This window comes from Neobacillus soli NBRC 102451, assembly GCF_001591665.1.
In the GTDB taxonomy this organism is placed as follows: domain Bacteria; phylum Bacillota; class Bacilli; order Bacillales; family Cytobacillaceae; genus Neobacillus; species Neobacillus soli.
Window position 1 is genome coordinate 88,498 of the sequence record NZ_BCVI01000052.1, and the last position, 15,140, is coordinate 103,637.

Consider the following 15,140-nt stretch of genomic DNA (forward strand, 5'->3'; position numbering starts at 1 on the left):
ATTTAACTACGTTTTTGTTCAACTAATGGCATAACCTGCTTTGCAAAGCGTTCCATTTCCTCTAATTGAGGTGAAAATTGCAATAACAATAAATCTAAGCCAGCGTCTTCATATTGTAAAATTCGATCTGCAATTTGCTCAGGTGTTCCTACTAAATTCGGTCGTAGGCCGCGATTAGATAAGAGTAATCCTGTAATTTGATTTGTTGCTCTAAATGTGATTTAGTAGTGAAATCTTTAAAGCCAGCATATCCGCTAGTATCTTTCACAGTCGTGATTTTTTCAAGCTCAGCCAGAGCCTCTTCTTCTGTATCACGGCAAATAACATAAGCAGCCATGCCAAATGAACTAAATGGCGCATTTCCAGTTTGTTCACGGAGTGCCCTCATATCGGTTATTTTTCTATCAATCTCTTCAACTGTACCACCGTGCATAACATAAGCATCACATTTTTCCGCTATGGTTTGCTTACCTTTTTCACTTTCACCGCCTGCATAAAGAATCGGGTTAGGTCCTTGAACAGGTTTCGGTGCAAGCTTCGTATCCTTTAATTCGTAAAATTGGCCAGAATAATTGAAGGTTTCTTCTGTCCATAAACCTTTTAGTACATCAATAAACTCTTCGGTACGAGCGTAACGCTCATCATGTTCTGTAAAAATACCCCCATATTGACGTGCTTCTTCTGCCCACCAAGCAGAAACAACGTTAAGAGTAAAACGCCCATTACTGATTTGATCAATATTTGCTGCCATTTTGGCCGCTACAGCAGGATTATGAAAACCAGGGCGAATCGCAGTCATAATTTCAATTTTTTCCGTCACTGCTGCAAGTGCTGCTGCTGTAGACCAAGCTTCAAGAGAGTCATACTCTGGTCCTTTAATATCATTTAAATATAATTCAGCTATTAAGGTAGTCGAGTATCCCCATTTTTCAGCGGATTGTATTACTTTCTTTGCATAATCAAAGGTAGGCGGCATATTTTCATTCTCCACATTACGTAACCAGCCTCCAAAAATCGGTAACCAAAAGCCATATTTCATTTGTATTCTCTCCTCTACAATTCTAATTATATAGTTTTCCTATTATTTAAGTCGGATTTATGTATAAATTAAAAACTCTCTTCCTAAGAAGAGAGTTTTATTACCCTCTTCTCATCTTTCAAGCGATGTGCTTGATGGAATTGGCACAGTATTCATAAGAACCTGCTGCCGAGGCTTCAAAGGGCCAGTCCCTCCACCTCTCTGGATAAGAAGAAAAATTTACATTCAATTTTTTAATTAACTAAAGTGATAATAGTCTAAATTTATTAAATTGTCAATCAAATATTTCTAAACTCTAAATAACAACTTATAAACACGGTAAAGGAAATTTTATCATCCAATCAGTTTCAGTATGAAGTTAACTCTTCCTTTTTAGTTTCATTTGATTGACTTGTTTGTATATCTCTTGTAAAATTTTGTTAAGTGTTTACATTAGATAATGCACTTACTTAAAAGTAAGGGGAGGATTTATCAATGATTCATCAGCGTGAATGTCCAGTTGAGGCACTCATTCATGTTTTAGGTGGCAAATGGAAGCCAATGATTTTATGGCATTTGATTGAATCCAATAAGCGATTCAACGATCTGGAAAAGCTTATACCTGATGTTTCACAAAAAATGCTTTCACAACATCTCCGAGATTTGGAACGAGAAGGCATAGTCAATAGAACGATCTACCCTACCATCCCTCCAAAAGTAGAATATTCCCTTAGTGAATACGGCAAAACATTGATCCCTGTAGCAGAAGTCATGTGCGCTTGGGGAGAAAATCATAATAAGCGGAAATATAAAGAATCAGCGTCTTAAAGCTGGTTCAAGGAACTTGTACACTAATTCAATCAACTCAAAACAAAAGCTGCCACGGGATACCGGGCAGCTTTTGTTTACCTACAGTCGGCACTCCTGTTATGAATTAATTTTCGGGCTTGAGTTAATAAAACTCCTGATAGTGTAGGATTGTCGCCAATCTGTCTTTTGATATTTCCTGTCCCCCCGAACTCCGCGTGAACAATTAAGTCTTCCCATTCTGTCATGCTTACTTTTAAGTAAGTACCGTACTTTAAAGTGGGTTCTTAACATAATATTAAAACGATGCTAAGCTTGAGTTAACCAAATATTAGGAGCCATTTAAGAGGAGGAAAGAACAATGAAAATTATTGTTTTTGGAGCGACGGGGAATACAGGAAAAAGAGTGTTGGCGCGAGGGATAAAAATGGGGCATGAAATGACAGCATTTGTGCGAAATTCTGAGAAGCTTTATGATCAACTAGGTGAGCGTTCCGCACAGCATGTGAAGGTGATCATGGCCGATATTATGGACCCGGTCAGCGTCGGTGAGGCGCTCGCGCATCAAGACGCCGCTATTATTGCAGCCGGCCATGCGGGCCAGGGTGAAGAGTTTGTTCGTATCGTCGATAACATTATAACCCAATGTGAATTCCAACCTAGTTTCTCTGGGCGTGTATGGATAATGGGAGGAGCCGGACTGCTGGGTATTCCATATACCGATCTTATCGGCAACAATTTACCCGGCTTCCCGCCTGAGTATAAAAATCACAACCGGAATTTCGAACGGCTACAGCAGACTCAACTCGATTGGTCCATTATGTGTCCGGGAACAATGATTGTTTCGATAGAGCATCCAGATCCGGTTCATCTCCATGTAACAACGGAAACCTTACCCGTTCCGATTCCGGAGATGATCAAGGAATATTCCGAGGCAGATATAGCCCGTCACTTGTTCAGCCGACTTCAAGAGCTGGATGTTGCTTATGACGATGTCGCGAAATGTATGCTGGACCATATAGAGCTCGGAGGATCGTTTAAAAGAAAAAGGGTCGGTCTTGCCTATCAAAGCGATATTCTGGTGCACAGAGGTGAAGGGAGATAATCGGTTTGTTTGGATTACTGCTCGTTTTGCATATATTGGCTTCGATCGCCATAATTGGTCCAGCTTTCGTGATGCCCATCATTCGAAGATCCGCTAGAACCGTCGGTCAGCTGCGCTTTGCTTTTGGTATAACGACCAAGCTTGCCATAATACCTAAAATTGGCGGAGCCGTACTTATTATAACCGGGGTTTGGCTTATGATCATAACCAAGATGGGGTTATCTCAAATGTGGCTGAATGTTTCCTTCCTTTTATCGCTGCTCATGGTCGTCATGATCGACGGATTGATCGAGCCGCGTATGAAAAAGGTCATAAAGATTGTATCTGAAAGTCAAGACCAGGGTAATGAAATACCCGCCGAGTTCGGACTGTTGATGAAAAAGATCGTACCAATCGAGACGGCGGCACAGCTGCTGATGATTACCATATTGGTGCTTATGGTCGTTAAGCCCTTTTAAAAAAGCCGACGGGAGCGACTTGACCACATTTTAACCACTAACGCATCAGAATCCGGGGATCTATGATAATGAAGGGAGCCATTTTTTCAAATTTATCCCTTCTCATTTTGGTGTACATTTTCCTATACAAATTTTAGAGTAATTTCTGCACAAATCGCTTTTATCAATAAAAAATGAGTGTCAAATTCATATACAATTTGGCTCTCATTTTAATTTACATTTTTAATATTTGTGATAGATAACGGAACCAGTTATTAGATGTGGTCCCGCCATTTTTAATCAATTTTCAGACCCTTCCCTCCTGAATTTGCTTGCGAAACTGGACGGCTGACAGTAATTTATAGCCTTTTAGCTTAGGAATCATGGCATCGAGCATCGCGACCGCCTCTTCCCTTTTTCCGTCATAAATGGCTTGGTCAACATCCAGTGTTTTTAAAAGGTAGATATCTTTTATCTTCTCCTTATGTTGCTTGAGTGCTTCGGTGTCACTTTCACTCATTGCAATATACGCAAAGGAATACCACTTTGCATTATTTTCTCCTATCTGCCCTAACAGTTCTTTTGCTTTCCCAAATTGTTTTTGCTCTATGAGCAGCATCATTTCAATGATCCTTTTTAATTTTCCGGAGCGAATTTTCCCCATTGCTTTTTCCGCTTCTGACAAATCATAATTAAGAAAGTGATAAAGGAATTGAAAATAAGGTCTTTTTGATTTCTTTAAAAAAGTCATCATCTTTTCGGTATCCCGTCCGAATAAAAGAGGGTTTCGAATCAGGAAAAAGACAAACATGACAGCCACGACGATGCTGTACATGATCCATATTGGAACTGCTACCAAAAATCGAACCAACAACATTCGATTTTTTTCAGGGTATTATTAAAGGTCTAAATATTGCTTACAGATAGCTCAGTATTGTTGCTGCAATACTAGAAATTACTCCTAAGATAATCCAAAAGATCACCCAATACAAACGCTTAACCCACTTTTTCGCCAATTTATCTGTAATAACCTGACCTTCATCATGTTTTTGAACTTCTTTTTTAAAACGATACAACTGTACAGGTCCTGCCACTAAACAAATAATAGATAAAATTAATCCAAAAATTTTAATCCAAACCATAAAATATTCACCTATTTCCAATGCCTCGCCTTTTATGTACTAAAAATTCCTTGCATCGCCCTAATTTTTAAATAAAGAAAAGACAAGGTAAATAGCCGCCCCCCACATAACGATGGCTGATAGTTTATTCAATACCAGCATGAATCTTCCGGATTGATCCAATTTTCCACTCATTCGTCCCGCTAGGGCAAGCCCAAAAAACCAAAGCCAGGAAACCAAAATACAGGTAACGGCAAATATGACTTTTTCTTCCCCTTGGTATTTCAACGAACTTGTTCCAATGACACCAACCGTATCCATAATCGCATGAGGGTTCAGTAAGGAAACAGACGCGGCAAAAAAGATTTGCTTTTTTAAAGGAAATTTCTTCGCTGCTTCTTCTTTGTCCATACTTGGTTTACTATTCCAAGAGGTCCAGCCCATATAAATTAAAAAGACGCCCCCTCCCACAATCAAAATCATCTTAATCCAAAATGATCCGAGAATGATGAAGGAAACCCCTAAAACAGCCACCAAGATTAAAAGCGTATCACACAAAGCAGCCGTAATTACAACAGGTAATGCTTTAATGAAACGTGGCTGTAACGCACCTTGATTAAAAACAAAAACATTTTGAACTCCAAGTGGCAGAATGAGTCCAAATGCAAGAATAAATCCATGAATAAATGAGGCTAACATTGACAAATCTCCTTATTTGGCATTATATGTAGCTAATCTCATTGTAGTTTGAATTGTTCGAAATGTCTCCACCTAAAAGGATGATTTTATCTATTTTACCCAAAAAGAACCCAGGACGTTTTTAGTAACGGGTTTACTTGTGAGGTGCAAAACATAAAATCACATATATAAATATCAGAGCAATTCACCTGTTTTTCACGTTGTAATTCACGCTAAAATTCACAAGCCAGTAATATCCCAAATGAGCTCACATTGTGTTTCAAAAGAGTGAATATCATCTGACAAACAAAAAAGACCGCTAATGCGGTTTTTTTTGTTTACAAAAAAAAATTGCTCAATCGTTAATGATTGAACAATTTGTTGAAATTTTATTGTTATGAAAATAAAGCCACCATATACATTGCTAACGCAACGATAATAAAAGCAGCTATATGCAATAATATTTTGTATCGCAATTTAGTTTTTATTAAATCATAAAACTTATAAATAAAATAAATTGTTACCGCACCAATTGATATATAAATTAATAATGAAATTAACTTATTACTCAAGAAAGGTAATTTAATGGCTCTATATAGAATTTCATTTGCAAAAAGGACGAGAATTAATAATGCTTGTATAATAACAAAATAAAAATGTTTCATTTCCTCCCGACTCTCCGTTTTAAAATAGTAAAAAATTTCTCCATAAGTTAATTTATTGAAAATATTTTAACATAAACAAGCTAATTCACATTACAGACCACTCAAAAAATGAGCTTGGGAAATCCCCAAGCTCATTTTCATCTTTAATTGTATTCTTCAACTAAAGCACGCAGTATAGTTGAATAACTAATGCTTTTATGATGATGGGTATCAGCAGGAAAACAGTAAGTTATTCATTTTTATTTAGGAAGATTTAATTGCCACGAAACTCCGAAGCGGTCATTTACCCAACCGAATTTTTTACTGAAACCATAATCGCCTAAAGGCATCAGTGCTTGTCCACCTTCAATTAGTTTTTGATAAAGATTGTCAAGTTCCTCTTCAGTATGACAGGTAAGATAGATTGAGAACGACGGTGTAAAGGAAAACTGATGCTTCACATTACTGTCAATGCACATAAATTCTTGTCCTTTTAAGGTAAAAGTTGCGAGCATCACAGTTCCTTCATCCCCACTTTCATTCGCACCATATCGAACAATACTTGTAATTGCTGAGTCCTCAATGAGGGATGTGTAATAATTCATCGCATTCTCTGCCTTACCGTCTTGAAACATTAAGAATGGTGTTACCTTTTCCATTATAAATCAACTCCTTTCCATTAAACTGACCTTTAGTTTATATTATGGGTTTTATGGTGTGATTTATCAATAAACATACTAATAATCGTTGGTATAAAAGTAAAAAAACACACGGGATTTCATATAAGAAACCTCGTGTGTTTTGCTTTGTTATTTGATTGTTTGCACCCTGAAGTAAATCCGTTACGTTTTTAGTCCCATGGTTCCCATTCAATCTACCTATAAAATGGTATTACTTTCGTCCCACGAATCCCCAGTATATAACTAAACTGAAAGCAGAGATTACTGTTAAAGTTAATAGGATATTGCTATATAAGGATGCATTTGCAAGATGGATATATCCTAAAAAGCTGTTTTTCATAGATGGTGAATCCATCATCGCTGCTGTATAGGCAATTCCAATCGAAGCGGCTACATTTAGAACAAGGTTATAGAATCCAACCGCTGTTCCGGAATTTTCCCTTGCAATTGTACTTACACATGAATCAATCATCGGTGCATACATGAGTGCAAAGGAAGAGGAGAATAAAATCATCGAAATGACGAACACAACTACCGAGCTTTGGATAAACAATCCGCCCAATAATACACTTACAGTAATGCCAGCCATGGCTGTAATAATTGATTGCTTACTTCCAAGAAATTGTGCAATTTTCCCGGAAAGAGCTCCAATAGTTGCCGATAAAACATAGGCTGGGATCAATAATAGCGAAATCGTATCAAGCTTCATGCCATAAATATTTTCAAGCAGGAACGGAAACAAGAAAATATACGCTAATTGAACCGAGTAAATCACAAACGCTACAGCAAGCAGTGAAACAAAACGTTTATTTTTAAAAAAGGAAATATCAATAAATGACTTTGAACTCTTGCTTATATACGCCAAGAATAACAAAATTGCCGCGATAAACACGAGTAAATAAATCCAATTAAAACCTGAAATATATAAAATAAGAAAAGCGGCGATGACCCCAACCAGGAACAAGCCAATGACATCAACATAGCTGCCCTTCCCTTTTCCCTTTGGAAGATATTTCAAGATAAAAGGAAGTAGAACGATTGTGATAAGAGCGACTAAAAATAGGCTTGTCCAATGTAAATACGTTGATACATAGCCACCTGTCAACGAGCCAATAACCAACGATAGGGCATAGCTGCTCGTACTGAATCCCAAAAATTTCTTTTGTTCCTTTTCCGGTAAATGCTTCGTTACAAAAATAACATATAACGTTTCAGCTGATGCCAGCCCGGCTGTTTGAATAACACGTGATACCACAACAAGCACAAATGAATGTTGAAACAAATATCCCATTAATGAACCGACACAAATTAAGATAATTCCAACGCTCAAAAGCCTTCTAATGCTAATGGAGTCAGCCAACGCAGCATAGACGACCGCTCCAATCCCAATGACAAGACCTGCCAAAGTAGATTGCCAGCTGACTGTTGTCGCAGAAATACCAAAGTCTTTGGCCATATCTACAGAAATAATTTTAAAAGAATTGTCGATTACCAAGCATAAAACAAACAATAATAATAAAATAGGGACAGCCTTTTTTATCGTAACAGCCTCTGTTTCGGCTTTATTCATGCTAAATGTAGTCATCTGCTACACTTCCTCTCCACGTTGCCTCTTAGGTGCTCTAATTCCCCGAAAAAATCTGTACTTCTTAAGCAAGCTCCAAGGCAATTTCCATCATATTCGTGAACGCCGTTTGTCTTTCTTCCGTTGTTGTTTGCTCATGTCTAAAAATATGGTCACTTACGGTTAAAATGGTTAATGCATTCACGCCAGCATGGGCAGCATTCATATATAGTCCCGCCGTTTCCATTTCCGCACATAAAATGCCCATCTTACTCCATCTATCCAATGCTGTTTGATCTGCATTATAAAAGAAGTCGCTTGAAAGGACATTTCCTACGTGAACAGGAAGGCCTTTTTCGTCAGCCACTTTCTTCGCTTTCTCTAAAAGTGCAAACGAAGCAATATTTGAATACTGTCCTGGAAGATTGTATTGTTGTACATAATTGGAATCCGTTGATGCTCCCATGGCAAAGACGATATCATACAAGTTCAATTGATCTTGAATCGCTCCACATGACCCAATGCGAATTAAATTTTTCACGCCAAATATATGAATGAGCTCCCATGAATACAAACTCATACTTGGTGTCCCCATGCCCGTTCCCATTACAGAAATTCTTTTACCTTTGAATGTACCCGTGTAACCATACATATTGCGGACATCATTGAACTGAACCACATCTTCCAAATAGGTTTCTGCGATAAATTTGGCCCGCAATGGATCTCCTGGTAATAGAATTGTTTCGGCAATCTCTACTCCATTAGGTTTAATATGAGGTGTTTCTCTTAATTCCGATGTACTCATGATCAATCTCTCCTTTTGATTAAATAGACTTTAGGCTTGTTTCCGCTTTCAAATATTACAATAATAACCCGAATACCCAAACAACGTTGTATAGTTGTATAAATAGTTGTATATAATTTATACAACCAAAGAATAGCACACAATTATTCCGTTAGCAACAATAATTTTTTTTAGGTTTTGCTTTTTTTCACAAAAAAAAACAGTGTATTTTCATAAAGAAATTACACTGTTAGGCTCTAGGAAAACAATTTATTTAGCTGCATTAATTCTAATCTGACTGAACTCTTTTGGGATATAGTATTTGTTGTATACAATGGGATATTGATCGCTAATATAGACGCTTTCCAGGATTAGATCGCATTCCTCACCCTTAAAAAGTTGATATTTCTGCAAAGTTTTATTTACAGCAACCGAACGTTTGATTTCAATGGTTGAAGAATTGGCAAGCTCATATACTTTCTCTTCAAGCATGTCTAATAATTGCTTGTCATTCTGCAGTTCTAGATTTAATTCGGTCACGGTTTCGACTGCCATCATTGTCAACGCATAGGCCACCACGTTATTGCCACTTTTATACCATCGTTCGAAAGCAACAACAGCCGCCATTTTTTTCTTTAATACTTCCTCAGCATAATCACTGACCAAATCAATCCTGAAATTCAGCTCCACTTCATCAATCGTTTCCGAATGACATTTGTAAAGCGGGTTTCCCACTTTCTCGAGTCCGGCCGTATGGCGATTTTTATGAAACTTTGTAATAAAATTGCCTTTCCCATGAACATTTTTGACTAAGCCATCATCTTGCAACAGAGCCAAAGCCTGTCTCAATGTCATTCGGCTTACCCCCAACATTTTTGCCAATTCAGGTTCCGTTGGCAGTTTGCTATCAGGTGGAAACGTCCCTTCCATAATCAGCTTATATAGCTTATCGTATACGATAATATATAGTGGTTTTTTTGATTTACTCAAATCTTCTTGATTAAAATTCATACTGCCTCACACCTAATTTTTGTTTTTAAAAATGGATTTATAACTGAGTCGTTATCACCAACATTGATGATATAATAACACCATTATACCGTAAACTTTCGAATGGAAAAGGCAGGTATGTAAAAATGTGAAACTATGAGGCTAGGATTTACGTCTTAGATAGTGAAAAGATTATAGATACGAAAGGAATTTTAAACGTTGAAACTAAAACGGATAGGAAGTTCATTTTATATATTTTCTCTCGTGCTGATTGCTATCCTATTCTTTATTTTGTATATTAATGGATCCAATCCTTTTACGGAATCGAAAATAAATCGTTCTGATTCATTACCGACTGAGCTCCATCCAATTGTGAAAGAACGGAGCAATCAATTAATTCAACAAGCAGCGGATAAAGGAATTGTAATCGTGATTACTGATGGTTTCCGAAGTGCGGAAAATCAGAATCAACTTTATGAAAAAGGGCGGTCGGCAGAAGGGAATATTGTAACCTATGCAAAAGGGGGAGAGTCCTATCACAATTTTGGGCTTGCCATTGATTTTGCGTTAAAGACCCCTTCAGGAAATGTGATTTGGGATATGCAATATGATGGAAATAAAAATGGAAAAGCAGATTGGACCGAGGTTGTTAAATTAGCAAAAACTTTAGGGTTTGACTGGGGTGGCGATTGGGCTAAATTTAAAGATTATCCCCATCTACAAATGGATTTTGGATTGACAATTGCCAAATTACAGAATGGGGAGAGACCTACTGAAGCATCCTTGACAGCCGATACAAAGTAGCTCGGAAAGTCCCACACAAAAAACTGTCCTTATGAACATCTCATTAGGACAGTTTTTGCTTTTCAATTAATTACAGGTTTAATTAAAAGCCTGCGGTCATTGTGTCCGGGTGTGAGCCAGCGCGGCTATCCTGATTTAAGCCATCGATTTTTCCCATGTCCTCTGTGGATAATTCAAAATTAAAGACATCTGCGTTTTCAATAATGCGGTGTTCTTTGATTGACTTCGGGATCGTAACAACTCCATTTTGAAGATCCCAGCGTAGGATAACTTGGGCAACCGATTTATTATATTTATGAGCGATATCTACAAGAATAGGCTTGTTAAGCAGCTAACCTTGTTTTAATGGCGACCACGCTTCCAGTTGAATTCCTTCTTTTTTACAAAAGGCCTGAAGCTCCTTTTGTTGATTTGAAGCTCCCTGCTAGATCATCAATATCTCTCGAATATCCTCTTCAGTTAGAGTGGAGACGCCTTTCGCTTCAGATTCAATGATTTCTTCAATAAGATGTCTTTTTTTATCTTGCAGTTCATTCATCTTTTCTTCAATCGTTCCGCGGGCAACAAGCTTGATGACCTGGACAACGTTTTTCTGTCCCATCCGATGAGCTCGGTCGGCTGCTTGTTCCTCAACGGCGGGATTCCACCACGTATCATATAATATAACGGTATCCGCCCCCATTAGGTTCAGGCCAGTCCCTCCCGCTTTCAAAGAAATCAGGAATAAATCCCGTTCGCCCTGATTAAATCGCTGACAGATTTCCAAGCGTTCTTCAGAGGGTGTTTGTCCATCAAGGTAAAAGAACGGCAGCCCCTTCTCAGTTAAGGCTCTACCTATGAGACCAAGCATTTTCGTAAACTGCGAAAAAATTAACACCCTTCTTCCAGAAAGCCTTGATTCTTCGATAATTTGCAGAAGCTGTTCAAATTTCGCTGAGCTTCCTTTATACCCATCCACGAACAAGCCTGGATGACAACAAATCTGCCGCAGGCGCGTCAAACCGGCCAAAATTTTAATCCTATTTTTTCGAATCGTATCCTTGTCGAGATGCTTCAATGTGTCATGCCTTAGTTTTGCCAAATAGGCCATATACAGCTTCTTTTGTTCAGGCAGTAACTCCACCGATTCCCTCGACTCTATTTTTTCAGGAAGCTCTGACAGCACATCCTCCTTCAACCGGCGCAGTAAAAAGGGGCGGATTCTTCGGGCAATGTTTTTCCTTGTCAGCTTGCTATATTCCTTTAACCCAAGGAACAATTCCGGAAAGACGACGTGAAAAATCGACCACAGCTCCTCTGTCGAATTCTCGACCGGTGTACCAGTCAGCGCAAAGCGATGGGCTGCCTGCAGCTTCTTTACCGCACGGGCTGTTTGGGTCAATGGATTTTTAAATGCCTGGGCCTCATCAAAAAACACGGTATGAAAGGATTGTTTCGCAAACCAGGTAATCTCCCGGCGTAATAACGGGTAGGAGATGATCATCACATCAGTACCTAGTCCTTCGTTAAGCAGCATGGTCCGCTCTGCTTTTGTTCCATCGATGACAACCGCTTGCAGGTTAGGAGCAAACTTCCTAAGTTCACTTAGCCAGTTATACGTCACGGATGATGGGCAAACAACGAGTGCCGGTTGGTTATTTTTACGGATATCGGGAAGGACTGACACAATAAACGCGATGCTTTGAATTGTCTTCCCAAGTCCCATATCATCGGCTAAAATTCCGCCGAAGCCATAGAAGGCAAGGGTCTTCATCCACTTAAACCCAATCTTTTGATAATCTTTAAGGATTGGATCTAAACTCATTGGCACCTCAAACTCCAAACGGCCTGGGTTGCGAAGGTGATCCATGAGCTGACGGAACGATTCCTCTAACTTGTAGGCATCGCCCACATCCACAGAATCCAGGAGCTGAAGACTCTGCTCAATCGGTAAATCCAATCCATTGGCGATATCTTTATTCTTGACAAGAGGTGAATAAAGAAAACGCTGAATTTCTTCCATTTCCTTCGTCTGGAGCGAGAGCAGCGATCCATTAGGCATCCGATAATATTTCCGCTTTTCCTCTAAAGCGGATAAAATGTCACGTATTTGTCTTTCGGGGATACCGTCCATTTCAAATTTGAATTCCAGCCAATTAGTCCGCTCCTTTTTGACCTTCACCCTTATCTGCGGACGGGCAGGTCCTCTGAAAATCCGATTTCTTACGGCCGTGGTTGCATAAATTTGCACAAGCTTTTGAAGCTTAGGAACGACATAAGCTAAAAAGTCATACTCCATCTCTTCATTATGCAAAAAATAACCGCCATCCGTCTTGGCAAACGAGCTATCCTCCATTAGTTGGAGGATGCTTTCTTCCTTGTCCACATCCCTTACAAACAACGGACCTGCTGGGAGTTCTCTTTTTTCCAATGGATTGATAATCCTATTTTCATAGTGAAATTCGAGACCAGCTAAGAGACGATTTTTCACACGGTCCAAGTAGAGCTTGGCTACCAAAGGTGTCTTCATAAATTGCTTGGTTAATGCTTCAGAAATCGAAACATGTCCTAGTCTTTTTAACCCTTGAGCCACTTTCTCAAGAAAGAAATGAATCTGGTCTTGCGGAATCGGAATTTGATTGGTTCCTGATGCAGCCAACATCCGCTTCAGGTCCGAAAGTCTTTGACAGTCCTGACTTTCCAGCTGTTTCAATTTCCCATCATAGAGAACAGACTGATAGGATTCAAGGACAACCATCCGGCTAAATCCCTTCACCTTCAGTTGATAGCCCTGTTCACTCGTTTCAAGAAAGTCAAACTCTAATGGCAGCGGTTCATCTGTTACATGCAGACCAGCAAAGGTTTGCCCAGCAATCTCCAGCTTCACCAGTGGGGCAATGAGTAATGAAGGAAGGAGCCGTTCCCAAGCGGATGATGGAATAAGCAACAGCTGATTTTGTTCGGTGTCAGGCACCGGATCCGCATAGACCTTTTCATCACGAATCACTTGGATGAGCTGTTGAATAACCGCATCTGTTTCTCTTTGAAAGCAATGCAGACGAGGGTCGTACGTGAATGAATTGGATAGTATGCTTGGAATTCCATCTTTCACTTTCCCGAGAAAAGCGCGGATTTTTTCCACTTGGCTTGACCCGAGTTTCATTTCTATACCGAAGATATTCTGTCCATTGCCGATTTTGACAGGTTTACAAGTAAACTCAACATCAAGCACCTCTCTTTTTTCAAAGTGAAGCTGATGACCGCTCAATCGGGCAGGTTGATTAGTGAAAAGATTTAATAAACCTTCTGTCAGTTCCTGATTGGATGTATTTGTTAATGTCGGGATGGTCCCTTGACATTGATGCTCGTAAATCGCCAATAAAACGGCCGCAATATGCTGACAATCCTTATCAAAAGAAGCGAGCTTAGGACAGCTGCATTTTGTTCGAATTTTTTCATTAGCATCCATTTCAATCGTAACATGGAACATTTCCTCACCTGTTACCGTTGCTTGACAATGGTCAGGACGGTATTGTTCAAAGGTTACTTTATTCGTCCGACAAAAATAATCTCCTCGTTTGAAGGAGACAGCGCCGCACATTTCTTTGATGAGTTTATGATTTAATGTTATGTCCACTTGCCCTGCCCCTTCCTTTGAGGATTGTTTGATAATCCGATATTGATTCCTAGTGATTGTACCATAAGGGCAGGTAACCTTTTACTTTTTAGCAAAAAAAATTAAAGCAATAAACGCTAAAATCGGGGTAATTGATTTTAGCGTTTATTGCTTCCGACTACCCTAATCTACATGGAAAACAATTTCAAAACCTGTTGGCTTTCCCTTAAATGGACCCTGATATTCTTTAAAAACCAGCTCCATTCCGGAATAATCATCTGGTATTGGCGGCGACACAATAAAATCATGTCTGTAGTTACCATCCGAACCACCTCCCCCGCTCAGTCGGCACTCGTACAGTTCCCCTAAATCCAATTAGAAAAATCTATGATGATGATGGCGTAAGCGGTGCAGGTCATCTTGCTCATCATTTGAATTGTCCCAATCAATATTTAGTTGGACAACGCTGGCATTCTCAAACTGACGAATAAAGGTTACCGTGTACAATTTGGCGTCTTTTTCAACGGATTTTAAGATTGGCAGATGCTTGATAAAATTCTTAGGTTCCACACGAGGTTTAAATTCGTCCTCCATTCGCAGTGTCCCAAATACCGAGTTTAATAAATCCTCATACAGTTCAAACTGTCCAGCCCACTTCGTGATATATTCAGGAGGCGGGAATCCCGGGTTATTATTTGAAACTTCTTTTCTCTTTTTTAGCAACACACAAATTTGCTCATCAATTGAGAAAACTCGATCATCGTAATGTTCAGTTGGGCGTTCAAATGGCAGACGTTCCACTTTCTCATTCCTCCTGAAAAAACACTTTCTTTTAGTTTAGCAAATAATGGTATTCAAATGAACACTTGCTTGCTGCTTTCGGAAAGGCAGTTACCCCTAACGTTGGATATTT

At 39.1% G+C, this 15,140-nt stretch carries 13 protein-coding genes, 2 pseudogenes and 1 riboswitch; of the genes and pseudogenes, 4 read left to right on the top strand and 11 right to left on the bottom strand.

Translation table 11 applies throughout. From position 1 onward, the window contains the following. Positions 1-2: 2 nt before the first annotated feature. Positions 3-1,039: pseudogene (locus tag BSO02S_RS17895) on the bottom strand (LLM class flavin-dependent oxidoreductase). Between the two features lie 108 nt (positions 1,040-1,147). Beyond that, a riboswitch (SAM riboswitch) is annotated at positions 1,148-1,251 on the bottom strand. Between the two features lie 262 nt (positions 1,252-1,513). On the opposite strand from BSO02S_RS17895, the gene BSO02S_RS17900 reads away from it, so the two are divergent. From BSO02S_RS17900 to BSO02S_RS17910, 3 genes are all read left to right on the top strand, one after another. Then, entirely contained in the window at positions 1,514-1,846 is a 333-nt protein-coding gene (locus BSO02S_RS17900) for a winged helix-turn-helix transcriptional regulator (RefSeq protein ID WP_066070457.1), read from the top strand. Positions 1,847-2,186: 340 nt separating this feature from the next. Further along, positions 2,187-2,930 carry an NAD(P)-dependent oxidoreductase gene (locus BSO02S_RS17905; RefSeq protein WP_066070460.1) on the top strand — a complete coding sequence of 248 codons (744 nt, stop codon included), beginning with the start codon at positions 2,187-2,189 and terminating at the stop codon, positions 2,928-2,930. Further along, complete coding sequence (locus tag BSO02S_RS17910; RefSeq protein ID WP_066070462.1) at positions 2,930-3,388, top strand: DUF2269 family protein; 459 nt, start codon at positions 2,930-2,932, stop codon at positions 3,386-3,388. Before BSO02S_RS17905 ends, BSO02S_RS17910 begins: the two co-directional genes overlap by 1 nt. A gap of 286 nt (positions 3,389-3,674) precedes the next feature. Here the strand turns inward: BSO02S_RS17910 and BSO02S_RS17915 are convergent, their stop codons facing one another. The 7 genes from BSO02S_RS17915 to BSO02S_RS17950 all read right to left on the bottom strand — a co-directional run bounded on the left by BSO02S_RS17915 (position 3,675) and on the right by BSO02S_RS17950 (position 9,849). Next, positions 3,675-4,226 carry a hypothetical protein gene (locus BSO02S_RS17915; protein WP_157081477.1) on the bottom strand — a complete coding sequence of 184 codons (552 nt, stop codon included), beginning with the start codon at positions 4,224-4,226 and terminating at the stop codon, positions 3,675-3,677. Between the two features lie 58 nt (positions 4,227-4,284). Then, positions 4,285-4,509 (bottom strand): hypothetical protein, encoded by a 225-nt coding sequence (locus tag BSO02S_RS17920; protein WP_066070468.1) that lies wholly within the window; start codon positions 4,507-4,509, stop codon positions 4,285-4,287. A 60-nt stretch (positions 4,510-4,569) separates the two neighbouring features. Continuing rightward, the gene (locus BSO02S_RS17925; RefSeq protein ID WP_066070471.1) at positions 4,570-5,187 is read right to left on the bottom strand and encodes a LysE/ArgO family amino acid transporter; all 618 of its coding nucleotides are present in this window, start codon (positions 5,185-5,187) and stop codon (positions 4,570-4,572) included. An 883-nt stretch (positions 5,188-6,070) separates the two neighbouring features. After that, complete coding sequence (locus tag BSO02S_RS17935; protein WP_066070477.1) at positions 6,071-6,469, bottom strand: VOC family protein; 399 nt, start codon at positions 6,467-6,469, stop codon at positions 6,071-6,073. Positions 6,470-6,701: 232 nt separating this feature from the next. Then, positions 6,702-8,060 (bottom strand): MFS transporter, encoded by a 1,359-nt coding sequence (locus tag BSO02S_RS17940; protein WP_425320406.1) that lies wholly within the window; start codon positions 8,058-8,060, stop codon positions 6,702-6,704. Between the two features lie 79 nt (positions 8,061-8,139). Next, complete coding sequence (gene deoD, locus BSO02S_RS17945; RefSeq protein WP_066070483.1) at positions 8,140-8,859, bottom strand: purine-nucleoside phosphorylase; 720 nt, start codon at positions 8,857-8,859, stop codon at positions 8,140-8,142. Positions 8,860-9,108: 249 nt separating this feature from the next. Then, a complete protein-coding gene (locus tag BSO02S_RS17950) occupies positions 9,109-9,849 on the bottom strand; it encodes a GntR family transcriptional regulator (RefSeq protein ID WP_066070486.1) in 741 nt (246 codons plus the stop codon). Between the two features lie 198 nt (positions 9,850-10,047). Between BSO02S_RS17950 and BSO02S_RS17955 the strand changes: the two genes are divergently transcribed. After that, positions 10,048-10,632, top strand: coding sequence for a M15 family metallopeptidase (locus BSO02S_RS17955; protein ID WP_084375086.1), 585 nt, complete (start codon positions 10,048-10,050; stop codon positions 10,630-10,632). A gap of 82 nt (positions 10,633-10,714) precedes the next feature. Here the strand turns inward: BSO02S_RS17955 and pgoN are convergent. From pgoN to BSO02S_RS17965, 3 genes and pseudogenes are all read right to left on the bottom strand, one after another. Further along, a pseudogene (pgoN, locus tag BSO02S_RS26500) lies at positions 10,715-11,038 on the bottom strand (glyoxal/methylglyoxal reductase); the annotation flags it as partial. Between the two features lie 18 nt (positions 11,039-11,056). Beyond that, entirely contained in the window at positions 11,057-14,248 is a 3,192-nt protein-coding gene (locus BSO02S_RS17960) for a DEAD/DEAH box helicase (protein ID WP_066070489.1), read from the bottom strand. A gap of 354 nt (positions 14,249-14,602) precedes the next feature. Beyond that, positions 14,603-15,028: a hypothetical protein gene (locus BSO02S_RS17965; protein ID WP_342352009.1), complete on the bottom strand. Its 426-nt coding sequence runs from the start codon at positions 15,026-15,028 to the stop codon at positions 14,603-14,605. Positions 15,029-15,140: the final 112 nt, after the last annotated feature.

Coding starts and splice junctions, on each gene's coding strand:
- deoD (WP_066070483.1), bottom strand. CDS start 8,859: ATGAGTACATCGGAATTAAGAGAAACACCTCATATTAAACCTAATGGA.
- BSO02S_RS17940 (WP_425320406.1), bottom strand. CDS start 8,060: ATGAATAAAGCCGAAACAGAGGCTGTTACGATAAAAAAGGCTGTCCCT.
- BSO02S_RS17935 (WP_066070477.1), bottom strand. CDS start 6,469: ATGGAAAAGGTAACACCATTCTTAATGTTTCAAGACGGTAAGGCAGAG.
- BSO02S_RS17905 (WP_066070460.1), top strand. CDS start 2,187: ATGAAAATTATTGTTTTTGGAGCGACGGGGAATACAGGAAAAAGAGTG.
- BSO02S_RS17925 (WP_066070471.1), bottom strand. CDS start 5,187: ATGTTAGCCTCATTTATTCATGGATTTATTCTTGCATTTGGACTCATT.
- BSO02S_RS17950 (WP_066070486.1), bottom strand. CDS start 9,849: ATGAATTTTAATCAAGAAGATTTGAGTAAATCAAAAAAACCACTATAT.
- BSO02S_RS17920 (WP_066070468.1), bottom strand. CDS start 4,509: ATGGTTTGGATTAAAATTTTTGGATTAATTTTATCTATTATTTGTTTA.
- BSO02S_RS17900 (WP_066070457.1), top strand. CDS start 1,514: ATGATTCATCAGCGTGAATGTCCAGTTGAGGCACTCATTCATGTTTTA.